The organism is Rubritalea squalenifaciens DSM 18772 (assembly GCF_900141815.1).
Classification (GTDB): Bacteria; Verrucomicrobiota; Verrucomicrobiia; order Verrucomicrobiales; family Akkermansiaceae; genus Rubritalea; species Rubritalea squalenifaciens.
This window is the reverse complement of the sequence record NZ_FQYR01000005.1, coordinates 171,232-194,079: the sequence shown is the minus strand read 5'-3', so window position 1 is coordinate 194,079 and position 22,848 is coordinate 171,232. Positions and strand designations below refer to the sequence as shown.

General features: G+C 50.0%; 23 protein-coding genes. 18 read left to right on the top strand and 5 right to left on the bottom strand.

Going from position 1 to position 22,848, the window contains the following annotated elements; genetic code table 11:
• Positions 1 to 40: 40 nt before the first annotated feature.
• On the bottom strand, positions 41 to 703 hold the full coding sequence (locus BUB27_RS14125) for a pseudouridine synthase (RefSeq protein WP_143184509.1): 663 nt from the start codon (positions 701 to 703) through the stop codon (positions 41 to 43).
• An 83-nt stretch (positions 704 to 786) separates the two neighbouring features.
• On the opposite strand from BUB27_RS14125, the gene BUB27_RS14120 reads away from it, so the two are divergent.
• From BUB27_RS14120 to hemH, 6 genes are all read left to right on the top strand, one after another.
• Positions 787 to 1,551 carry a hypothetical protein gene (locus BUB27_RS14120; protein WP_143184508.1) on the top strand — a complete coding sequence of 255 codons (765 nt, stop codon included), beginning with the start codon at positions 787 to 789 and terminating at the stop codon, positions 1,549 to 1,551.
• Positions 1,552 to 1,634: 83 nt separating this feature from the next.
• Positions 1,635 to 2,375 (top strand): polyamine aminopropyltransferase, encoded by a 741-nt coding sequence (locus BUB27_RS14115; protein WP_143184507.1) that lies wholly within the window; start codon positions 1,635 to 1,637, stop codon positions 2,373 to 2,375.
• Positions 2,376 to 2,447: 72 nt separating this feature from the next.
• A complete protein-coding gene (locus tag BUB27_RS14110; RefSeq protein WP_143184506.1) occupies positions 2,448 to 2,642 on the top strand; it encodes a hypothetical protein in 195 nt (64 codons plus the stop codon).
• A gap of 61 nt (positions 2,643 to 2,703) precedes the next feature.
• Positions 2,704 to 3,288 (top strand): FKBP-type peptidyl-prolyl cis-trans isomerase, encoded by a 585-nt coding sequence (locus BUB27_RS14105; protein ID WP_143184505.1) that lies wholly within the window; start codon positions 2,704 to 2,706, stop codon positions 3,286 to 3,288.
• Between the two features lie 176 nt (positions 3,289 to 3,464).
• Positions 3,465 to 4,877, top strand: a complete 1,413-nt coding sequence (gene hemG, locus BUB27_RS14100; protein WP_143184504.1) for a protoporphyrinogen oxidase — start codon at positions 3,465 to 3,467, stop codon at positions 4,875 to 4,877.
• A 69-nt stretch (positions 4,878 to 4,946) separates the two neighbouring features.
• Positions 4,947 to 5,966 (top strand): ferrochelatase, encoded by a 1,020-nt coding sequence (gene hemH / locus BUB27_RS14095; protein WP_234991760.1) that lies wholly within the window; start codon positions 4,947 to 4,949, stop codon positions 5,964 to 5,966.
• Here hemH and BUB27_RS14090 read toward each other — a convergent pair.
• The gene (locus BUB27_RS14090) at positions 5,963 to 7,399 is read right to left on the bottom strand and encodes a tetratricopeptide repeat-containing sulfotransferase family protein (protein WP_143184502.1); all 1,437 of its coding nucleotides are present in this window, start codon (positions 7,397 to 7,399) and stop codon (positions 5,963 to 5,965) included. The genes hemH and BUB27_RS14090 overlap by 4 nt on opposite strands.
• A 45-nt stretch (positions 7,400 to 7,444) precedes the next feature.
• Positions 7,445 to 8,161, bottom strand: a complete 717-nt coding sequence (locus tag BUB27_RS14085; protein WP_143184501.1) for a CBM96 family carbohydrate-binding protein — start codon at positions 8,159 to 8,161, stop codon at positions 7,445 to 7,447.
• 280 nt (positions 8,162 to 8,441) lie between these two features.
• Here BUB27_RS14085 and BUB27_RS14080 point away from each other — a divergent pair, with 280 nt between their 5' ends.
• The 5 genes from BUB27_RS14080 to BUB27_RS14065 all read left to right on the top strand — a co-directional run bounded on the left by BUB27_RS14080 (position 8,442) and on the right by BUB27_RS14065 (position 13,032).
• The gene (locus tag BUB27_RS14080; RefSeq protein WP_143184500.1) at positions 8,442 to 9,362 is read left to right on the top strand and encodes a transporter; all 921 of its coding nucleotides are present in this window, start codon (positions 8,442 to 8,444) and stop codon (positions 9,360 to 9,362) included.
• Between the two features lie 136 nt (positions 9,363 to 9,498).
• Positions 9,499 to 10,788 (top strand): GTPase HflX, encoded by a 1,290-nt coding sequence (gene hflX / locus BUB27_RS14075; protein WP_143184499.1) that lies wholly within the window; start codon positions 9,499 to 9,501, stop codon positions 10,786 to 10,788.
• 47 nt (positions 10,789 to 10,835) lie between these two features.
• The gene (locus BUB27_RS19280) at positions 10,836 to 11,078 is read left to right on the top strand and encodes a DUF6868 family protein (protein WP_425500478.1); all 243 of its coding nucleotides are present in this window, start codon (positions 10,836 to 10,838) and stop codon (positions 11,076 to 11,078) included.
• A gap of 74 nt (positions 11,079 to 11,152) precedes the next feature.
• Positions 11,153 to 12,349 (top strand): L,D-transpeptidase family protein, encoded by a 1,197-nt coding sequence (locus BUB27_RS14070; RefSeq protein WP_143184498.1) that lies wholly within the window; start codon positions 11,153 to 11,155, stop codon positions 12,347 to 12,349.
• Positions 12,350 to 12,636: 287 nt separating this feature from the next.
• Complete coding sequence (locus tag BUB27_RS14065; protein ID WP_159434974.1) at positions 12,637 to 13,032, top strand: hypothetical protein; 396 nt, start codon at positions 12,637 to 12,639, stop codon at positions 13,030 to 13,032.
• 85 nt (positions 13,033 to 13,117) lie between these two features.
• On the opposite strand, the gene BUB27_RS14060 is transcribed toward BUB27_RS14065, so the two are convergent.
• Together BUB27_RS14060 and BUB27_RS14055 are read right to left on the bottom strand one after the other, a co-directional pair.
• Entirely contained in the window at positions 13,118 to 13,786 is a 669-nt protein-coding gene (locus BUB27_RS14060) for a PEP-CTERM sorting domain-containing protein (RefSeq protein WP_143184496.1), read from the bottom strand.
• A gap of 126 nt (positions 13,787 to 13,912) precedes the next feature.
• Positions 13,913 to 14,773, bottom strand: a complete 861-nt coding sequence (locus tag BUB27_RS14055; RefSeq protein WP_143184495.1) for a helix-turn-helix transcriptional regulator — start codon at positions 14,771 to 14,773, stop codon at positions 13,913 to 13,915.
• A 143-nt stretch (positions 14,774 to 14,916) separates the two neighbouring features.
• Between BUB27_RS14055 and BUB27_RS14050 the strand changes: the two genes are divergently transcribed.
• From BUB27_RS14050 to BUB27_RS14020, 7 genes are read left to right on the top strand one after another with little or no spacing between them, the layout of a single operon-like run.
• Positions 14,917 to 15,789: a phosphoenolpyruvate hydrolase family protein gene (locus BUB27_RS14050; RefSeq protein WP_143184494.1), complete on the top strand. Its 873-nt coding sequence runs from the start codon at positions 14,917 to 14,919 to the stop codon at positions 15,787 to 15,789.
• A 2-nt stretch (positions 15,790 to 15,791) separates the two neighbouring features.
• Positions 15,792 to 17,024 carry a Tm-1-like ATP-binding domain-containing protein gene (locus tag BUB27_RS14045; protein WP_200797132.1) on the top strand — a complete coding sequence of 411 codons (1,233 nt, stop codon included), beginning with the start codon at positions 15,792 to 15,794 and terminating at the stop codon, positions 17,022 to 17,024.
• Between the two features lie 4 nt (positions 17,025 to 17,028).
• Positions 17,029 to 17,394, top strand: a complete 366-nt coding sequence (locus BUB27_RS14040) for a Dabb family protein (protein ID WP_143184493.1) — start codon at positions 17,029 to 17,031, stop codon at positions 17,392 to 17,394.
• Positions 17,395 to 17,414: 20 nt separating this feature from the next.
• Positions 17,415 to 17,711, top strand: coding sequence for a Dabb family protein (locus BUB27_RS14035; protein ID WP_143184492.1), 297 nt, complete (start codon positions 17,415 to 17,417; stop codon positions 17,709 to 17,711).
• Positions 17,712 to 17,725: 14 nt separating this feature from the next.
• Positions 17,726 to 18,949, top strand: a complete 1,224-nt coding sequence (locus tag BUB27_RS14030) for an FG-GAP repeat domain-containing protein (protein ID WP_143184491.1) — start codon at positions 17,726 to 17,728, stop codon at positions 18,947 to 18,949.
• Positions 18,950 to 18,967: 18 nt separating this feature from the next.
• Entirely contained in the window at positions 18,968 to 19,606 is a 639-nt protein-coding gene (locus BUB27_RS14025) for a 3-keto-disaccharide hydrolase (RefSeq protein ID WP_143184490.1), read from the top strand.
• Positions 19,607 to 19,634: 28 nt separating this feature from the next.
• On the top strand, positions 19,635 to 22,742 hold the full coding sequence (locus BUB27_RS14020) for a PVC-type heme-binding CxxCH protein (protein ID WP_143184489.1): 3,108 nt from the start codon (positions 19,635 to 19,637) through the stop codon (positions 22,740 to 22,742).
• The last annotated feature ends 106 nt before the right edge of the window (positions 22,743 to 22,848 follow it).

The following is a 22,848-nucleotide window of genomic DNA, read 5'->3' as shown; positions in this document are numbered from 1 at the left end:
CAGATCTCTTATTGAATTCAGGACGACTGAGCAAGACCTATCAGGCAGGAAGAGAGCCAAAACCCATGACCCCTTTTACTTTAATACTAAGAACCTTCCCATTCATAGGATGCGCCAGCTCCAACCTAGATGCCTGCAGGAGCATCCGGGTCCCGACTCCTAACAAATCACATAAGTGATCGCTTCTTTCCATGCCAGCGTAACGATAGTCCCCTACAATAGGTAATCCGGCATGGAGCAGGTGCCTGCGTATCTGATGGAAGCGCCCTGTGTGCGGCACAGCTTCTATCAGAGAAAAATGCTCCCCATCAACCACCCTGATTTCTAACACCCTAAAACTCGTCCAAGCATCCCGCACTGGAGCGCCCTCTTTCTTTTGAATCGGCTCACGGCACTCCCACTCCTGCTGTTCAGGGACCCCACTGACAATCGCACGGTAGGTTTTCTCAAATTCATGCCGCTCCAGCGCCTTATGTAACTTACGGGTCGCTTCCTTCTCGATACCAAAAAGCAAGACCCCACAGGTCGGCCTGTCCAGACGGTGGACGCTATTCACTCGTTCTCCGATCTGGTCACGCAATACCTTCATCGCCACCAAGTCCCCCTCTTGAGGCTCATCCGCAGGATGTACTAGCCAGCCCGCAGGCTTATCCACCACACACATCCATTCATCACGGTACAGAATCTCCAGCTTCTCGCTCATGCGCCCCCATCAAGCCCCGAGGCATCCAAAGCAACAATAAAAAACTTGTCAGGCGACTGCCGATGGAAATTCTATCTCTCCGTATGTCAAAGCTATCTTATCTCGCGGCAGCTGCCGTTGCCCTTCTCTGTGCCTCCTGTGCAACTCCGCAAAAAATCTACACAGATTTCTATGCTAATCAGCAATACAAATCAGTCAGCGTAAATGCTGACGCTTCAGCTCTACAGGACGGTAAAGGAAGAGTGGAAAACCTACTCTCTGACCAATCCCACAAGCTAATGAATCAAGTTCATAACTCGGCTAAGCTCCAACTTAGAGAGAAAGGTTATGCCCCACAATCCGGCTACCAAAGCATCGGCCTCACACTACCAGACACAACGCAGGTCTTTGTTAGTAACAATCCCAGCCAGTATGAAGGCGACCTCCTCTCTACTCCCTATTATGTAAAAAAGAATGGCGCCACACCTACCAAAGTCCGTCAGCTCACCGCAGACAGACTCTTTAGCCGAGTATTCTCCCATGATACAAAGTCCAAGAAACTCAAGGATGTAGATTATCCTGAAATCAAAAATCTAGGACTACCACAAAACCAGTACATATTGCTGATCCACGGTTTCTCCAGAAACGTCAACACAGGCAAGCAGTTGGGACAGGCTGCCATCGTCGCCGTCGCGACCATGGGCACTTTCGTGATGTGGGAGCCAGATATTTCCTTCGTTCAAGTAGCCATCATTGATCCCCAAACTAGTAAGGTCGTATGGGCTAACGACGGAAAAATTGGCAAATCCGTCGAGCAAGACGTCGCTAAAATTTTCCAGCCTCTACCTGTATTTGGAACTAAGGAATAATCTTCCGGCTATGAATAATCTAGTAAAAAGGGCCTCACGTGGTTTCCTCCACTTGAGGCCTTTTACTTTCCCCACCACAAACCATGCACCCATTCTTCCAGGAACTCGACTTCCGCCCCACCCCGCTAGGGGATCTCATCCTGCGCCGCCGCACGATGGCGACGCTAGACAACCTCGAAATCTACGAGATCATTCTTGGCACCGAGTTCCTCATGTCTTCCCTTTTCACTGAGGTCGAGGAACAACTCTCCAAACTCGGCCTCGCTGCGGCCCAGAAGTCCTTTGGGAAAGAGCAACCACTCGACATCGTCATCGGCGGACTTGGCCTTGGCTACACCGCACGTGCGGCTTTGGACCACGACTGCATCCAATCCCTCCTCATCGTAGACTATCTCAAGCCAGTCATAGAATGGCATCAGCAAGGGCTTGTTCCTCTCGGCAAAGGGATCAGCGAAGACCCGCGTTGCCGCCTCATCCATGCAGACTTCTTCAAGACCGCTCGCGCCGCCTCTGGAGAAACCTCTTTTGACCCTGAAGCCCCGAATCGCAAATACCACGCCATCCTCTTGGATATCGACCACACCCCTGAGTTTCTCTTGCATGACTCTCACGGCGGCTTCTACCAACCCGATGGCTTACGTCACATGCTGAATAAAATTCACTCTGGCGGCATTTTTGCCATGTGGGCTGACGGCCATCCCACAGATGACTTCACGAACAACCTCAAACAAGTCTTTCCTGATGTGGAGACCCACGTCATCGATTTCCCCAATCCCATCCATGGCACCCACTCCACGGGCACTGTTTACTTGGCCCGTTGCTAGCAGCGACACAATTGGATGCAACAACGCTCCGATGATAGTACATGAGCGCCAGCTTACCCCTTTAAGGCCTCCATGCCTCCATTCAGTGAAGAAACCCACTACGTGAATGATGGTCACGACGGCAACTCACTCAATGGAGCCTACGACTCAAGGGATCTAAACAACGATATTTCCTTCACCTCAGGTGCCCGGGACTTCTACGGTATCAGCACCGTTGTCGCCAGGTCCTCCTCAGGCGTCTCCGTTAACTCACTCAAAAAGATCTAATCCATCCCTTTAGGCTATCCGGGGCTATCTTTTTCCGGAGTAGTGTGATTTAACCTCGGCCATGGAACTGCAGGAGGCACTGGAAATCGTGAGTTACAAGACAGCCCTCAAAAAAGGAGAAGAGGCTTTGGCTGATAAAGTCTTACTTCCTGAAACTATTCAGCAAGCGATCCTCGATCAAGCCGAGGGGAATGCACGCAGTATCAGCGCTAAAGATTACATCCTAGCCACCAAACTGGTCCGCGAACACCGCAGTCTTCTCTATAAAAAAGAGAACGAGGATTTCCTGGCTGACAATGCTACCAAGGCAAGTATTCAAACTACTCCCTCAGGCTTACAGTTTCACGTCCTTACTCAAGGTCAGGGAGAGAAACCCACGCCAGATGGCCAGGTGACTGTCCATTATCGAGGGACGCTTATTGATGGCACCGAATTCGACAGCAGCCATCAGAGAGGCAAAGAATCCACCTTCTCTTTATCCAAAGTGATCAAAGGCTGGTGTGAGGGAGTACTACTCATGAACCCCGGCTCTACCTTCTGTTTCTATATCCCTCATGAGCTGGCCTATGGAGAACGCGGCTTAGACCCTAAGATTCCACCCTACTCGACACTCATCATCGAAGTGGAACTCCTCAGCATCCCATAAGCCTTGATAACAGATCATTAAGCCTCAGAAACTTGAACCTCTAAACCAGCCTCTGGAAACAGTGAACGCAGAGGTTTAACTCTCAGCGTACTGCTAAGTTCAAAAAATATAAGCATATCTGACTTGCCTAATAGGCTCTGATCGCCCATTCACTGGTTACCCGACCACTCCCCATTATGTCCCAAACTCAGGAGAGAAAACAAATTGCGATCCTTGGCGCAGGCATCTCAGGCCTGAGTGCTGCCTACCATTTACAGAAAGCGGGCCACTCTGTCCTCCTATTGGAAACATCTCAGCGATGCGGAGGAGCCATTCAAACTTCTACCTCAGAAGGCTACCTGATCGAGCACGGCCCAAACTCCCTAATGATCTCTGACCAGCGTCTCTTGGACCTGATCCAGGAGGTAGGCATTGATTCGGAGATCGTTCACGCCAACCCGGCAGCGAACAAGCGATTCATTATCAAGGGAGGAAAACTCCAAGCCCTGCCCACGTCTCCGCTCAACGCCATCGTCAACCCACTCTTCTCGCTCAAAGCCAAGCTGCGCCTTTTGCGTGAGCCTTTTACCTCCAAGCGTGACCCCAAGGGAGGCACGGAGAGTTTTGCCGACTTCGTTCGCCGTCGGCTCGGACCGGAATTTCTGGAAAAGGCAGCAGGTCCTTTTGTCAGTGGTATTTATGCTGGTGATCCAAACCGACTTGCTACCCGCTATGCTTTCCCTCGCCTCTGGGCCCTGGAGCAAGAACATGGCTCTCTAGTCAAAGGCATGCTCAAAAAGAAAAAGCTGCAGAAACAAGGGAAGGGAGATCCAAATAGGCTACCCAAGCCTATACTCTGCAGCTTCAGAAACGGCATGCAGTCCTTGCCCGACGCCTTAAAAGAGGCTCTGGAAGAAGACACCATCAAATACGGATGCGAGTTCGGCAGTATCTCCCAGAATCCTGAAACAAAAAGATGGAGCTTGAATTGGCGCACCTCAGCGGGAGCCACTGGCATGGGCACCTTCGACCATCTGATCATCTCTGCCCCGTCTCACAAGCTCGATGAATTGGAACTAAGCGACCAGCTCCAGGACGCCATTTCCAAGGTGACTCAGATTCACTATCCACCGGTCACCAGCATGTTGCTCGGCTTCAAGAAGGATCAGATCAAGCACCCTCTGGATGGATTTGGTATGCTCAACTCCCTGAGCGAGAAGTCTAAAATGCTCGGTGCCATCTTCTCCAGCACCATCTTCCCAGACCGAGCACCGCAGGACTGTGTTTCCATCAATGTCATGCTAGGCGGAGCCCGTACTCCGGAACACGCCAACATGAGTGACAGCGCCATGCAGGCCTCCGTCATGGACGAGTTGCGCAGGCTGCTAGGGATCGAGGGGAACCCGGTATTCTCTAACTTCATCCGCTGGGAAAAAGCCATCCCTCAGCTCAACCTAGGCTATGGCACGATCCTCAAGCAGATTGAACAAACAGAAAGAGACTATCCAGGCCTCCATCTGACAGGAAATTACCGGGGAGGCATCTCTGTAGGTGACTGCATTCTCAATGGCATGGCACTAAGTGAAAAAATCACTTTCCAAACTCCATAAGCGTGCAAACATTCCCCAAGGACCCAGCCCACCCAACAGATCACCAACTAACACTTCTTTTTTATTATCATGGCTAAAGGCGTCATCTTACTCAATCTAGGCTCCCCGGACAGCACCGACCCCAAGGACGTTCGCACCTATCTTGACGAGTTTCTTTCCGACCCGCGCGTCTTGGATATTAATCCAATCGTACGTACGATCATCCTCAAACTCTTCATTCTGCCTACTCGCCCCAAGCAATCCGCCGAAGCCTACTCCAAAGTCTGGACTGGAGAGGGATCCCCATTGATCGTGACTTCATACCAGCAGCAGGAACTGGTTAAGGAAAAGGTTGATCTCCCGATCTACCTGGCCATGCGCTACGGCAATCCTTCTACCGCCTCCATCGTATCCGAGATGAAGAAAGACGGGATCGATGACCTTCTCATCATCCCCCTCTACCCTCACTATGCCATGTCCTCCTATGAGTCCGCTGTCGTGGAACTCATGGAGCAACTCGACAAGCATGGCATGGCCAAGATCAAGACTACCCTCGTCCAGCCGTTCTACAAGGACGACGACTACATCGAAGCTCTCTGGGAGTCCATCCGCCCGCATTATGAGGGTACAGGTGCTCACCTCATGATGTCCTACCACGGCATTCCTGAGCGCCAGGTGAAAAAGAGTGACCCCTCTCACGCTCACTGCCTTACAACCAACAAGTGCTGTGACACGCCTCACCCGGCGCACGCCACCTGCTACCGCCATCAGTGCTTTGCCACTTCCTACGCCCTCATGGCCAAGGCTGGCATCCACCACGATGATGTCACGATTTCCTTCCAGTCCCGTCTACTCAAAGATCCATGGCTCAAGCCATACACCGACTTTGAGATCGAGCGCCTCGCCAAAGAAGGCGTGAAGAAGCTACGCGTTATCTGCCCAGCCTTCATCACCGACTGCCTAGAAACACTCGAAGAAATTGCCATGGAAGGCAAAGAGGAATTCCTTGAGCACGGAGGCGAAGACTTTGAATTGATCCCTTGCCTCAATACCCACCCGGCATGGATCAACTGGCTCGCCAAACGTATCGAGACCTGGCAAAACGCCTAGCCCATTTCTTCACGCAGCCTATTCAAGCGTTCGAACTGCTTGGAGAAATGATTTTCGTATTTCCTCCAGCGAGAAATGCTAGTGCGATAGATGGGCTTAATGGAATCAGCATATGTAGGTGAGTTGATTAATTTGCCCGCTTTCTCTCTGGTGTCTTCCACTGGGCATTCAAGGCCCAAAAACTTCCAAATATCTGCGCCTAGCTTTCCATCATTTTCCAGTAATGCCTCGTATGAAATGAATTTAACGAGATGCGGATCGCAATTGTCCTTGAGATACTTGCGATGCCTCCAGGCCTTCTCAATTACATCAACAAGAGAATCTGCATTCCAGAAATAGCTGGTCAGACCATTCAGCGGGAAATAAGTAAAAAAGCAACTTACGAAAATATCCCGAGGATCACGATCCACCCATAGTGTTTTTGCCTTGGGGAATACTGAGGTAAACCATGGCACCCAAAGTGATAAAGCAGGGTTCTTGTCGACTAGAATAACGTCATCGCAAGTATCTCGCATGAGCCTTCTCACACAGCTCCAATATTCTGATGAAGCCTCCTTCGACTTAATGGCGCTTATCTTTCCTCTGTGAGCATTATACTTGTTCAAAACATGACTTGCCACCAGTGATTCGTCCATTAGCTGAATTTGACAATGTGAAGCAAGCCTCCTGGATACCAAAGTAGTTCCAGAACGAGGGAAGCCTAGCATCATAATGTGATCCTCTCTGCCCCCACTCGGGTTGGATACACACGCACTGAACTTTTCAGGACCATAGACTGGACTCGTTTTGCGCATTTTCACCGCCTCAAGACAGCCTAGAGACTTTGCTTCAAGAACAACTTTCACAGCCCTATCCACATCTTCTCTTGCTTCATGTATTTTGCCTAACCGGCACAACGCAGACTGACGCATCTCCAGACTCTGCGCTTTTTGCGCTATTTTAAGATAGCCTTCAATTGCTTCGTCATAATTGCCCAATCTCTCATTAATCAGTGAGCGCACATATATATACTGCGGACTACTCACTCCCGAAACTTCTGCCTTAAAGATAGCCTCCTGAGCCTCCTCCACCCTATTCAACCTCTCACTCAACCGAGAAACTTCAACCCATGCTTTCTGAGAATAAGAACTACCACCTTCTGCAATTTCTCGCCAGATATTGAGCGCAGCCTCATACTGATCTACCTGCTCTCGACACTTTGCCACTTCAATCATCACAGAAGCATCTCTAGACGTCCCCTCAAGAATATGCTCTAACACTAACTCAGCTTCATCAAATTGAAAATTTAGCACCAACGACTTTGCCCACAACAAGCGAAGTGGCACATTGTCTGGGTACGATTTAATCAGCCTCTCGAAACGAGGAATGGCACGAGCATATTCACCTGCCCGTGCCATGTTAACTGTTTGTTCTAAAAATTTCTGATCATTCATTCTTCCGACATCATACTATTGATGAGCGAATGAACTATGACGAGGCTATTTTCTCTTACGCCTTAGAAGAAAACCCAGAGCTGTTAATGATCCCATCACGGAAGTTGATGGTTCAGGTATGAGTTCCAGCGTTGCAGAACCAGTTCCTCCTTCTTTTGAGACAAATCCTAATCCTGTAATATTCGGAGGATTATATCCGGTGTTATTCTGACCTCTGTACTCAGCTACAATCGTTAGAAAGCTATTTGAATCATTTGCCAAATCAGCAATGGCCGAAGCTGAAAAGTTTACTTCAAAAGCTTGGTTAGACGCAGGATCACCGACGGCCACATCACCGATAATTACACCTGCTGTACGCTGCTCTGACAAGCGATCACCTAGGCTGTGACCGGGCGCGTTGGTATCAGTCAACGTCGTTTCATCAAATAGATCATTTATGTTATTATCAACGAGATAAAACCTTATGACATTCTGACCATTGTACGACCCCGATATATCAGGAGCACCAGTCACTCTGAACGTCGCCGATGTCACGGTAGCTAGATTGATGCTTGATACATCAAAGCCGAAATATGCTACACGAGTATACTGCTGAATGTTTGATGTGTTTGGCGTAGCTATATTTAGCCTAACACCAGTGCCACCGTCTTTCACAGCATTATCATTATTATCAATCCAACCATCTTCAGTAACGGCAACTGTTGCAGCATTTAACGTGCCTGCACACAGCGTAATCAAGGGTATAATTTTCTTAGTTTGCATTTTGAGGCTTTCAATAGTTAGAGCACAAAAAACGGACATTGTGCTATCTATCAACATAGCAAAATAGCCACAACCACACAACAAATAAATAACTATTAATGAGTAACACTACACCTATACACACATCGAACTTATAATAATACACATCTAGCCCCTATCTTATCAGATCAAAATATGCATAACTTTTGTCCTAAGCGTGCGAAGTAGAACACTCCAGCTACTGCTAGATTGGCCTCATCAGGTGAAGAAATGAACCCCTTCACCAGCAACAGACAGAATTATGAAGTCACAACTTGCAACTACAGCACTCCTCCCGCTCACCGCAGTTCTCGCCATCGCAGGGGAACCTGTCATGGAAACGCAGCAGGAGCCTACCAATCCATTCGCAAAGGCAATCAATCCGATCTCCAACCCGACACTGGCAGACTTGGCACTCCCCCGCACGAACATCCATGCCATGTTCATGCACCATCGTCTACCTAACGAGATCAGTCTTGCTGGAGGCGATGTCGAACTCGGTGGAGACCTCAACCTTCTGGCCGTCCAGTTGGAGTACGCCTTCAACGAGCGTTTCTCCATCGTCGCAACAAAAGACGGTTATATCGATTTTAATCCTGACAAGACTCTCGAGGACCAAGAAGGCTTTGCCAACCTCGCAGCAGGCGTAAAGTATGCGTTCATCTATGATACTGTGAACCAGTTTGCGATGAGCGGCACCGCCGTGGTAGAGGTACCCACTGGTAACCGGGACGTATTCCAAGGCTATGGAGATGGAGCAGTAAACCTGATCGTCAACGGCCTCAAGTTACATGACAACTGGCAGTTCTCTGGCTCAATCGGGACACACGTCCCTTTCGACAGTGACGCTGAATCACTCACAGGCTTTGCCTCTGCACACGTCAGCTATCGCCTTACTGAAAAATTCATTCCTTTGGCGGAGATCAACTGGTTCCACACCTTTGAGGAAGGGGATGGCACCGAAACCCCGATCTCTGTGACCGACTTTGAAGGTGGAGATCTCATCAACCTCGGCTCAAGCAATGCCAAAGTGAACGAAGACATCGTCACTCTCGCCTTGGGCGCACGCTATATCATCAGCGACTCCGTCAACATCGGCGCAGCCTATGAAATCCCCCTCACCGATGAGGAGGATAACTTGATGAGAGACCGCTTCACTTTAGACATTGTCTGGGAGTTTTAACTCCCATTCACACGCATAATAACAGGGGTCCGTCGAGTTGACGGGCCCCACCTCTTTTTCCACTCGGAAGCAAGGCGAACAATAGTCTTGAAAAAGATTCGTCAACGTAAGAGGTCTGCGCTTCAATACGCAGCAGATGTTCGAAGTCCGGGAAAAACCACAAATGGTAGAGCGCGCACTCCTCGTGCGCATGTCATTCAACCGTCGCGAAGAAGAGGAAGATATCAGTCTACTCAACGAGCTTGAGGAGTTGGTCACCACCTTGGGGATTGGCATTGCCGATCTCATGCTCGCCCATTCCCGCTCGATGCATAAGAAATACCTCTGTGGTACCGGCAAAGCTGCTGAAGTTGTGGAGTATGCACGCGCCCACGAATGCGACTGCATTGTGTTTGACAATCAGCTTGCACCCTCACAGCAACGAGAGTGGGAAGAACTCGCTGGAATCTGCGTAATCGACCGAGAGGAAGTCATCTTGGATATTTTTGCTCAGCGAGCTCAGACCAAAGAAGCCCGCCTCCAGGTAGACCTTGCCCGCATGCAGTATGCCTTGCCACGTATGGCCAGGATGTGGGGACACCTCGACCGTGAAGGTGGCGGTGGCTCTGGCGGTGGTGGCGCTGCTCGTGGTATGGGTGAACAGCAGATCGAAGTTGACCGCCGACTAGCCCGCAAGCGTATCGACCGGACAAAGCGTGAACTGGAGGCCGTACGCAGCCAGCGTGCCACTAGACGTAAAGACCGCGAGAAGAACGAAACCCCGCAAGCAGCTATCGTTGGCTACACAAACGCAGGTAAATCCACTCTGCTGAACATTCTCTCAGGGGCCGACATCATGGCGAAAGACATGCTCTTTGCCACTCTGGACACAACAACGCGCTCCATCGAACTTCCTGATGGCCAGACCCTGCTTTTGACAGACACCGTAGGTTTCGTCAGAAATCTCCCCCACCGTTTGGTGGAGGCCTTCAAGGCAACTCTCGAAGAAGCGGTTCTCGCTGATTTCTTGATCCACGTACTGGACGCTTCAGACCCGAGAGCCATAGAGTTTTATAATACCACGGTCAAAGTACTAAGCGAATTGGGTGCCGAGGACAAACCCTCGATCACAGTCCTGAACAAAATCGATAAAATAGAGGACCAGTCCGTTCTAGCCAGTCTGCAAGACCGCTTCCCGAACACCATCCTCCTGTCAGCCAGAGTTGGCACAGGCATTGAAGAACTGCAGCAAAAGTGCTCTGAAATGCTGGGTGATCGCGTACGCCGCCGCACCTACCGCATTCCACAATACCGCGGTGATCTCGTAGCCCTGCTTCATAACGAGTGCAAAGTCATCTCGACTGATTATGAGGGCAATGACGTACTGACCACGGCCATCGTGCCAGCAAAGATTGCCGGTCGTTTGGAAGAATTTGCCGCAGAATAAGGACTCCACTCCATTGACCCCCCACCGATCCAGTACGATATTTTATCATGACAATGATAGAATTACGCGAACTACTGGGTTGGTGTACTTTAATCAACATAGGCCTGTTGGTGTTTAGCACACTGGCTGTACTTGGGCTGAAAAACTCCATCATCAAACTGCACGCGAAACTCTTCGGAGTGGATGAGCAGGCTATGCCCCTGCTCTACATGCAATATGTTGCTGCGTTCAAGCTACTGGTCATAGTATTCAACCTCGTACCCTATATCGCATTAAGAATAATGTCCTAAGGCACCTCAGATACCTGTTGAGAAATTCCCGAAATAATGGGAACATTCGGAGCGTAGTCGTCTCTCATTGTTATATGCTAAATTTCCTACACTTCATCACGGTATTTTGCACGCTGGCTCTCTGTACTCAGACCTTCGCTCAGAACGGCTCTGAAGGAGTTCCGGAAGAGCGCCAGGAAGTAGTCAGGCTACAGATCTTTCTTGATCAAAACCACTTCGGGCCCGGCGTGATCGACGGCAAAATGGGCACCTATACCAAAATGGCGGTCGAAGCCTATAACAAGCGCAACGGCCTTGCCGAAGGAGATTGGGACGCGGTCCAAAAACTGGCTGTGCAGGAAGTTCAAGACATCTACGCCGTTGCAATCGTACCGGATCTTGCCACGAAGATGGTCGATCCCGGCTTTGCCAACAACAAGAATCGCTCAAGCCAAGCCAGACGTAAGAGCATGCCATACCGATCCATCGCCGAGTTCATGGCAGAACGTTATCATACCACGGTGGATTTCTTGGAAATCGTGAATGGCAAAGAAAAAGTCAAGCAGGCGACCACCCGCACCCCGCTCATCGTGCCCAATGTGGCTCCCTTTCGTATTGAATTGGTAGCAGACGGTCGCACCCACAAGAAAGATCCCATACTCAGCCAGCGCTGGGCTGTCATTGACACCACGAAACACCAGATACGCATCTACGAGCCTCTGGAAGGCGCCCCGCCATACGAGGAACAAACCAGCGATGCACTCGCTGAGAATGATGAACTGGGCAGCCTGGACTCAAGTCCTCCAGAACAACTGGAGTCTCAGCCATTAGTAAAGACTCAGGTTGATGGAGAAGCCCTAAAATCTGGCGCTCCGCCCAGAGCCCTCATCATCGAGGAAGATAGCTCAGCCAAGCCTAAACTCACCCCATGGGACGAGCACCGAGCTCTCATCGTGGCCGCCTTCCCCATCACACCTGGCCAGCCTCAGTTCATCCGGAGAGGCCAATGGAAGATGATGAATGCAATCGAGTTTCCTACCTGGCGCTATGATGCCTCACTTCTTAAGACAGGACAGCGCAGCAACAGCGCACTCACCATTCCTTCGGGCCCCAATAACCCGGTGGGCGTCATCTGGATGGGCCTCAGCCGTCGAGGAATTGGCATCCATGGCACTGATTCGCCGGAGACCATCGGCCGATCTCGTAGCGCTGGATGTGTCCGCCTCACCAATTGGGATGCCATTGAGCTACCCAACTACATTCGTCCTGGAGCCACGGTTTTTATCAAATAAGCCACGCAGCTAAAAATGACTTCTTGTTCACCCAAAAGAGCGCGTGAAGCATAGAAGCTTAAGACCCTCCTACCTTTTTCCTTGATTCCACAGGAAACTCCCCCACTCGGTGAATCTGAAAAAATATTTAATTAAACAAAGTTAAGCACACCTCGGAAAACCCAAACACTTAAAGTAAAGGACTTACGCAATCATTACACCTTTATTACAATTGTGTAATTTTTATCTTTTCACGGCCATGATCGTGGGCTAGATATTTCATCACTGCCCCAATTCTAGAACTAACCATGGCCACGCACATGACAAATTCAACGAATTACCCGGATAATACCTACACAGAAAACCGCACGATCTCCAGCTTGGTCGCTCAAGTTACCGAGCAAGAGACCGAAGCCAAGAGCAACAGCTTGCCCAAGCTGTTCGTGGTACTCTCTGTGATTACACTTGCAGCATTCATCGCTTATATCTTTTCTATCGATCCTCCATACATCAGCGCCTTTTCCTCCTCCGCGCTGATGGTGACAGGTATCATTCTGGCCCGCAAAGACAAGAAGGTGAATACACCTAAGAAAGTCACTCACCACTGCGGTTGCTGCAACTCGCCTCTTGTAGAGGAAACACACAACTCCAAGAAATTCCTCGTTTGCCACTGGTGCCGAGAGTTTGGTGAGAAGAATTCCTAAGATTTCATACCACACACATACACCTTATTTAGGATGTCTAGAGACACTGCCGCTTCGCAACGGCAGTGTTTTTTTGTAGAGATCGTTAGTTCCTTCTCCTCTTGAGAAGAAAGAGGAGAGAACCAAGTCCAAGCAAAGATACTGAACCTGGCTCTGGCACAGAGGCTGCCGTGAGAGCCAGAGCATTGATGACGACCGCATCGCTAGACTGAACAGTCATCAGCAATTCACCGCCAGATGAAGTCAACTCAGCAAAGCGGGCAGTGGGATTGACCGATGTCGTATCAATGATAATGGAATCACCTCCTGCGCTCACAGTCACCGCCAGATTGCGCCCATCAAAAGCCGACACCAGATCCAATTCGTACATCAATCCATCATCCAGTCCTGTAAAATTCAGGGTAAGCGTGTTCACTGGTGACCCAAAACCGCCAGAAAAATCCAAGAGATTACTCTCATTAAAGACTACAGGCTCAGCACCACTGGGCGCGCCGATGTTTGGGTCTGCGTTACTGAAGTCGATGCCGGCCACCGAGAGTTCAACTCCAGATACTGTGGAACCATCTGTATCAATCAAACTACTCATTACAAATGAGCCCGTGGCATTGGTAGAATTAAAGTTGTTGGTAGCCGCAGTCGTGCCGAAATCGACACCGATTGTTTGTCCGGCGACAATGGCAGAATGACCATCGAGAGAACTTAACAGGAGTATGAAGGTCAAGCCATAGACCTTGCGAGTAGCTAGAGTATACATGGGATTGCTTATTTAGTTGATTAAACGAGAGCTGCTAGAAACTCAGCTCTCGACTAATTCAGTATTAGTCAATCCTGTAAACTTCAGGAATAAGCCACACACACTAATATATATTCGAAACGCACCTCAGGAGCGGAGGTCACTTGGACGGCAGCCCATCCATTTTTTGAAGGTGTTAGAAAAACTAAAACCGCTTTCATAGCCTACCTGTTCAGAGATAGCCTCCACTGTATCATCCGTCTCAAGAAGCAACTTACGGGCTCTCATCAAGCGCATGTAAATCAAATGCTGAAGCGGACTTCTTCCAAGGTCACGCTTACACAAGCGACGTAGGTGCTCACCACTCAAATATCCCAAATCTGCCAACTCATCCAGAGTCCACTTATGCGATATATCCTGGCCAACACATGCCCATATCCGCACCAGTCTAGCATCCACCATCTTGGGCGCAGCAAAACCTAGTACATGCCGATGTAAAAGGTCAGACCAGAGAGCCAGTAAATCTTCCCGACCGTCCAGAAGACACTCACTCTGGATACCACGCACAACTCGTTCGATATTCTCGACAGGATACTTTCCGATCACAGGAGCCTGATGTGTCGCCACCGTTTTTTCACCCTTCACTTCATCGTAGCGTACCCAGGCGAATGTCCAGCGCTTGCCTTCTATGCATCGAAAAGCGTTGGCCACATAGGGCGGAAGCAAACAGGCATGACCTTTTTTCAAAGTCTTCCACACCCCGTCCACAAGCACCTCACCTTCACCACTAGTACAAGCCATGAAGAAAGTACCTGCGGGATTCACTCTCATCACAGCGTAGGGATAGCAGGCATCCATCACACCAGCATGCATGATCCTATGCTGGGAAAACCAAGTGCACACGGCGGCATCTTTCAACAGCCGACGCTCACTCCCTGGCTTGGCCACGATAGAGAACCAAGTGCTCCGAGCCCCATAAACATGTGCATCCTGATTAAATTTCACCATCAACAGTACACCAGAACAGCAAACCTCCTTCCAGAAATAATGAAACGAATGTGGACTTTGAATAGATACAAGTGGATAGACTACATTCAACTTGCTCGTTTAATGCGATACAGATGAGGACAACCTTGTTACACTAACACACCATGCCGAACCCATATACAGGAATTGGAAATCCCTACACCCGATCAGAAGTCAACGAGCGACTGAGAGACACCTTGTCCAAAGGAGAGCCGATCATTGTCGCAGGAGCAGGCTCAGGGATTTCCGCGAAGTTCATCGAGCAAGGCGGCGCCGACCTCATTATCATCTATGCCTCTGGTCGCTTCCGCATGATGGGCCATGGATCCATTGCAGGCATGATGGCCTATGGGGACGCCAATGCCATCGCCATGGAAATTGGTGAGTATGAAGTACTCCCTGTAGTCCAGGAAATTCCGGTCATCTGCGGGGTTCATGCCTCTGACCCCCGCCGCCGCATGTGGCACTGGCTTCTCCAAGTGAAAAACATGGGCTTCTCCGGCATCAACAATTTCCCCACACACACCATCATCGACGGCCATTTCCGACAATCACTGGAAGAGACTAACATGGGAGTTCAGAAGGAAATCGACTGTGTTCAACTCGCGACCTCCAAAATGGATCTCTTCTCCATCGTCTACGTGGCTACACCAGAAGAAGCCGTGAAAATGGCGAAAGCTGGCGCCGATGTCATCATCGCCCATGTCGGCTGCACCGTTGGTGGTTCAATCGGAGTCAGCGACGCCGCCATCGGACTAGATGCCGCAGCAAAAGCCACACAAGCCATCTGCGAAGCTGCACACTCGATCAATAAAGACATTATCATTCTCTCACACGGCGGTCCCATCGCCACTCCATCCGATGCTGCATACATCAATGAGCACACTGATACGGTTGGGTTCGTTGGAGCATCAAGCATCGAACGTCTCGCCGTGGAAGACTCGATCACTGAGCTCACGCGCGAATTTAAATCCATTCCCGTAAAGCGCATCAAATAGCCATGGCCTCTACACCTAACATTAAAACTATAGCTATCCTGGGAACTCTTGACACCAAAGGGCACGAGCATGCTTTTGTAGCGGAACTCATCAAACAACAAGGCCATAACGTAGTGATGATAGATGTCGGCACTGGCGCAGAGCCTCAGGTGAAACCAGATATCACCCGTCACGAAGTTGCAGAAGCTGCGGGGTTAGATCTTCAACCCTTGCTTGAGAATCAGGATCGAGGCGAATGCGTTGTCGCCATGTCAAAAGCCGCTCCCGTTCTCCTCAAGCAGCTTCAAGAGAGAGGAGAAATTGACGGCGTGATCTCACTAGGCGGAGGCGGTGGCACCTCACTTGCCACATCAGCCATGCGCGCACTTCCTATCGGCTTCCCTAAAGTCATGGTCTCCACCTTGGCTAGTGGCAACACCGCTCATTATCTCGGCACCAAGGACATCACCATGATTCCAGCCATTGTCGATGTAGCTGGACTCAACTCTATATCAAAAACGATCTTCACACGCGCAGCTGGTGCGATCTGTGGCATGGTTGAAAGTGAGGTCGACACCTCTACAGACAAGCCGCTTATTGCCGCCTCCATGTTTGGTAACACCACAGATTGCATCAATATTGCAAAGGGTGTGTTAGAAGAAGCTGGCTACGAAGTTCTCGTATTCCATTCCACTGGAGCTGGTGGCAGAAGCATGGAAGCACTTATCGACTCTGGAATGGTCCAAGGTGTTCTGGATATCACCACTACTGAGTGGGCCGACGAGCTGACAGGGGCCACACTGACTGCCGGACCTGAGCGGATGGATGCCATGACCAGAGCACAAGTACCTGCTGTCATTGCTCCGGGCTGCCTAGACATGGCGAACTTTGGTGAGCGAGAGACAGTTCCGGGAAAATACAGCAACCGCCTTTTCTATATCCACAATCCCCAGGTCACCCTGATGCGGACCAATGCCGAGGAATGCGCTGAGCTAGGAAAAATTATTGCTGAGAAAGCCAACGCCAATCCTGCTCCCACAGCCATCCTCATACCAAGCAAAGCAATCTCAGTAATCTCAGCCAAAGGACAGTCTTTCCATGACCCCGTTGCAGACAGAGCTCTCTTTGAATCAATCAACCAGCATGCTAGACGCGAGGTACTTACCTTTGATGAGAAAATCAACTCCCCGGCATTTGCCAAGGCTGCTGCACATAAGCTCCTTGAGCTGATCAAAATCAACAAACAACCAAACTAACGCCATGCGCCTATTACTTCTCTTAACCCTGCTACTATCACCACTAGCTCTCGCCCAAGACAAAACTATGTACAGACACATCGTCCTCTTCAAATTCAAGGACTCCGCCAAAGCCGAGCAAATCACCGAAATCGAGAAAGACTTCGCAGCTCTTCCCAGCAAAGTCAAAACCATCATCGGCTTCGAATGGGGTAAAAACGTGAGCCCCGAAAATCTCAATCAGGGTCTGACACACTGCTTTGTAGTCACTTTCAAGAACAAGAAAGACCTTGAAGCGTATCTGGTCGATCCCGCCCACAAAGCATTCGTGGAGAAACTCCTGCCCATACTCGATAGAGCAACTGTGGTCGACTTCGTCCCGGAAAAATAAATCAAGAACCCTTTAGCCTAATGACACGCCACTTCGGAGTCTTCCAATTCAAGTCAGAGATCACTCAAGAGCAGATCAATGAGTCCTTCATCGCGCTTGCAGATCTAGCTAACAAAATTCCCGGCCTGCTCAGTGTAGAGCACGGCCCCTACAAATCCGATGAAGGTCTCAATGATGGCTTCACTCACGGCTTCATCATGACTTTTGAAACACCAGAGGCCAGAGATGCTTACCTCCCCCACCCAGACCATCTGAAAGTAGTCGACCTAGTCCAACCTCGCCTTGAGCGCCTCGTCGTCTTCGATTTTGACGTTTAATCCTAGCAAAAAAGATGCGCCTCTTACTCACATACATTACGCTTTCAGCATCTTTACAAGCTGCGGAACTACCTCCAACTAGCGTTACATTTACAAAAATCACCCTTTCTAACAAGTATGTAAGCGAGGGCGCATCCGCAGCAGACATTGACGCAGACGGTCATACAGACATCATTGCAGGACACCTGTGGTGGAAAGGCCCTCAATTTGACCAATCCTACTCCTACGCCCCTATCAAGGACTTCCCTATTGAAGGTCCAGGACTGGAGGGTTACTCCACAAACTTCTTCTGCTTCCCCGCTCACATCACCGAAGATCAATGGCCGGAAATTCTCCATGTAGGATTACCGGGAAGCGAAGCCAAACTATATATCAATCCAGGCAGAGCACCATTTAGTCATTGTAATGAAGATAAAACCTGCAGTCATGAAACGGTCCAGTCTCATGTCTGCAACGAGTCCCCCCAACTTCAAAATGTGCTCAAAGCTGAGAAACCACAATTACTCTCTTATCATCAAAACTCCATTTCTCTCGCGACTCCATCCACTCACCAATCATCGGATTGGAATATTCTCAAGATATCTCCACCCCACAATAGGCTCGCCAAGTATTCCCACGGTCTAGGCTGTGGTGACATCAATGGAGACAGCTTGCCCGACATTTTAGAAAAATCCGGCTGGTGGGAACAGCCGAAGAACTGGGACAAGAAAACTCCATGGACGTTCCACCCATACCCGTTCGCCCCCGGCAAAGGAGGCTCTCAAATGTATGCATACGATATAGACGGCGACGGAGACAATGACGTCGTCACCGCGCTGGATGCGCATGGATATGGCCTCTCTTGGTATGAACAAACCCGCAACCAACAAGACCAGATCGATTTTAAAGCGCACACCATCATGACTGATAAGGCCAGCGGCAGCCCATTCTATGTATGCTTCTCTCAACTCCACGCCATGGGATGCGCTGATATCGATGGAGACGGCATCAAGGATATCGTAACAGGCAAGTGCTATTTCGCTCACAATGGCAAAGACCCTGGAGCGCATGATCCAGCCGTCCTGTATTGGTTTCGCACAACTCGCAACCCTGACGGAAGCGTTCTCTTCCTCCCGTACTTGATTGATTCCAACTCAGGCGTTGGTCGCCAAATTACCTGCGCTGATGTGAATGCAGATGGTAAAATGGACATCATCACATCAAGTAAGAAGGGCGTATTTATTTTCATCCAAAACTAATCCAAGACGTATTACTTTATGAACTCCTTAGCAACTAGCCTACTCCTTTGCAGTTTCCTCACCATCGCTACACCAGCAGAGCCAGCCAAAACGACATCTCTATTTAACGGTAAAGACCTCACTGGCTGGCAAACCGTCAATCCTAAGTTCACTTCACAATGGTCAGTAGTCGATGGCATTATTACATCCGGTAACCTTCAGGATAAAATCCCAACTAACACATACTTGGCTACCACGAAGGAATACGAAGACTTCGAATTCCGCTGTCTCTTCCGTATCCAAGGTGACCCAAAAACCGGCTTGATCAATTCAGGCATCCAATACCGTTCCATCATCAAGGGCACGAAAATCATCGGTTATCAGGCGGATATAGGCAATGGGTACTGGGGTGACATCTATGATGAACACCGCCGCAATAAAGCACTCGTGAAGGCTGACCTATCTGTTCTCAAGAAAGTACTCAACCCCACTGGCTGGAACTCCTACATCATCCGCTGCAAAGGCGATCACCATGAGATCTACATCAACGGCGTCAAAACCGCGGACTACGTAGAGAAGGATAAGAACATCCCACGCAAAGGCGTGATTGCTGTTCAAATCCACTCAGGAGGAGCAGCCAAGGTAGAGTTCCAAGACCTCACCATCACTGAACTCTAGTCTCTCTAACACACACCTCACTACTCGCATGAACTCACAACAAGCTATTACACTTGCTCTCATTGCAAGCACTAGTATCACATCGGCGAAGAAGACGCAATCAGGACGCACCGAAGCCTACACTCCGGAGCAAGAACTGGCCGGCTTCACCGTACCGGAGGGCTTCGTGGTTGAACTCGTGGCCTCGGAAAAGGACGGCATCGTCAACCCCATTGACCTCACTTTTGACGCCTCTGGTCGACTCTGGACTCAGACAGCTCGGATGTATCCACTCGACCCCGTCAAAGACATTAAATGGAATGACTTGCTTCGCCTGATGGATAACCCTGAGGAGCAAGACAAGAACCCCGAATTCAAGCGAATCAAAGACCTTTATCAGGGAAAAACCAAAGGTCAGGATGACATCATCATCCTATCTAACTTTTATGAGAACAAGCAGCCCACGGTCACCAAATGGGCAAGCGGCCTGACAATCCCTCAGTCCATTCTCCCCTACAAGAACGGTGCCTTCGTAGCCCAAGGATCAGAATTATTCTATCTCGAAGACACCGACCAGAATGGCTCAGCTGACAAGCGCACACCAGTCCTGACGGGTTTCGGCTTCACCGACACCCACACCATGGCTCACACACTCGTGCGTGCACCTGGAGGATGGATCAATTTTTCCCAGGGAGCCCTGAACAAAGGGAACATCACTGCCACTAAGTCTGGAAGCTCTACTCGCATCGACTACTCCAAAATTGCGCGATTCTCACTCGATGGCAACAAAGTCGAACTCGTCAATGCAGGCCTTAACAACATCTGGGGATTTCAGCTTCGCAGTAACGGTCAGTGGTACATGACGGAGGCCAATGACATGGGTCTCTCCGTCACCCCCGCAGAGCCTTACACCGCCTATAAAGGTATCGGCAACGAAAAGCTCCGCGAGTATCAACCCTTCTTTCCTGCACTTCATAAATTCCGCGTGGGTGGTACCGGTATCTCTGGTCTGGCCTTTGCTGACGACACGACCAATACCTTCCCGGAAGAATACAAAGACGTCGCATTTCTGGCTAACCCCATCACCTCCACCATCAACTGCGTGCGTATCGTGCGTAATGCAGACGGCACAGTGACCGCCGAGCACCTTCCAGACCTACTTAAGTCAGAAGACGATTGGTTCCGCCCGGTAAACATCGAGTTCGGACCAGACGGCTGCCTCTACATCGCAGACTGGTACAACAAGATCGTATCGCACAATGAAGTCGCCACCACTCATCCTGACCGAGACAAATCACACGGCCGCATCTGGCGCATCCGCCACCAGTCACAAACTCCACGCGAAATTCCTAATCTCCATGCAGCTTCTAACGATCAGCTGCTGTCTTTCCTCCAGTCTCCCTCCCTGCACATTAAACGCTACGCAGCCTTTGAAATCATCGACAGACAGGCCAAGGACTGCACCCCTCAGCTGATCCAGGTCGCTACTGACACTACTCAACTGAGCACTACCCGTATTCACGCGCTCTGGGCACTTGAAGGCCTCCAGGTATTCGACCAAGACACTTGGTCGCAGCTCCTCAAGGACGAGGATGCCAACCTTCGCCGTGAAACTGTACGTTCTCTGGCGAACCTCAAGGTGACGGCACAAGTAGCGTACCAACTCCTGTCACCTCTGGCCAAGGATCCCCATGTGATGGTACGCTCCCAAGTGATCCGTACGCTTGAGAATCTGGGATCGGCAAATGCAGACACCATCAATCTTTTGGTTTCATTCTGCCATGCTCCAGCACCCGATAATACTCTCGGCGGCCATTACGAACAAAACTTCGAACGCTATCTGGCACGAAGAGCCCTTGAGCGCTATCCTGAGCAACTCAAAGAATATTTGGAGAGCACACTCGCCAAAGCGCAACCCTCAGAAAAGATCCTGTGGGCCCAGCAAGCCCTCGACCACCAGAGCACAGCCTCATTCCTCAAGCAGTGGACCAGCATCCAGAAGCAACCATTGGACAAGGAGACACTTACCATCATCGCTGACCTCTGTAAGAACAAGCAGATCTCCAATGCTGTTACGCCATATTTTGCAAACAGAGAGCATGCGCAGCACATTGCTCAACTCGCCTTGGACCATATTCAAGACACTTATACCACCCAAGTAGGATTCCCTCTAGCCGCCACCTGCCTCACCCTCATCAAATCAAATGATGTCGAGGATCAGATAATGGGCACACAACTAGCCTCGGCTTACAGGATCACTCATATCCATCAGGACGTTTCTAGATTGTTAGATAATTCAAAAGATCCCAAACTGCAACGAGAAGTTATCAAATTCCTCTCACACCTTCCAGCTGCACACACCAATACCCTGCTGCAGATCGCAAACGATACTAGCAAATCTAGCGACCTGCGGATCGAGGCACTGACTGCCTACACTCAGGCTAAAGGTATAAACTCTCTTCCTGAAGTGACGGCTTTCCTGAAGAAGAACGAAAATAACAAACACGCCCTTATCAGCGCGATGGGCTCCACCGTGCAGGGCTGCAAACTCCTCGCCTCACTCATCGATAATAATGAACTCCTCGTTACTGACATTCCTAGCGCTATCATCCAACGTACCGTGGACACCTTACCCAAGGGTGAGATCAAAGATCAGCTCAGCAAACACTTAGACAAAGAAGCAGCAGCAATTAAAAATGCTGTCACTAAACGTATCCCTGAACTCACACGACTCTATGCGGAAAAACCAGGCAATACCACCACAGGCAAAGCGGTCTTCACTGGCATGTGCCTTACTTGCCATGTAGTGGGTGAAGACGGCGTTGGAATCGCACCCGCTCTTGACGGTTCAGCCAATCGGGACTTGGAACACCTGCTGACTGCCATCCTGCTTCCTGATGAGGCCGCAGAGGGCGCCTACGTCCTTTACCGGGTCACTGACTCCGCTGGTCACATCTTTGAGGGCTACAAGCTGAAGCAAAGCGAACGAGGCACGATGTTGGCAATCCAAGGAGGCCTTACCACCTTCATACCTCACCGTACCATTGCCAAACAAGAGCACGTCGGTTCCAAATCATTCATGCCGTCGGGAACCTTCGATAAACTGCCGGATCAAACTATCCTGGATCTACTCTCCTACATCAAAACACTTAAATAGCCTGTTCCTCACTTATTTCTTCCCCAAGCAGTGACTCTCTCTGCTTGGGGCTTTTTATTTCCACCAAATTACTGACTCGTTATTCCCTTGCACACCTCCTACCTGT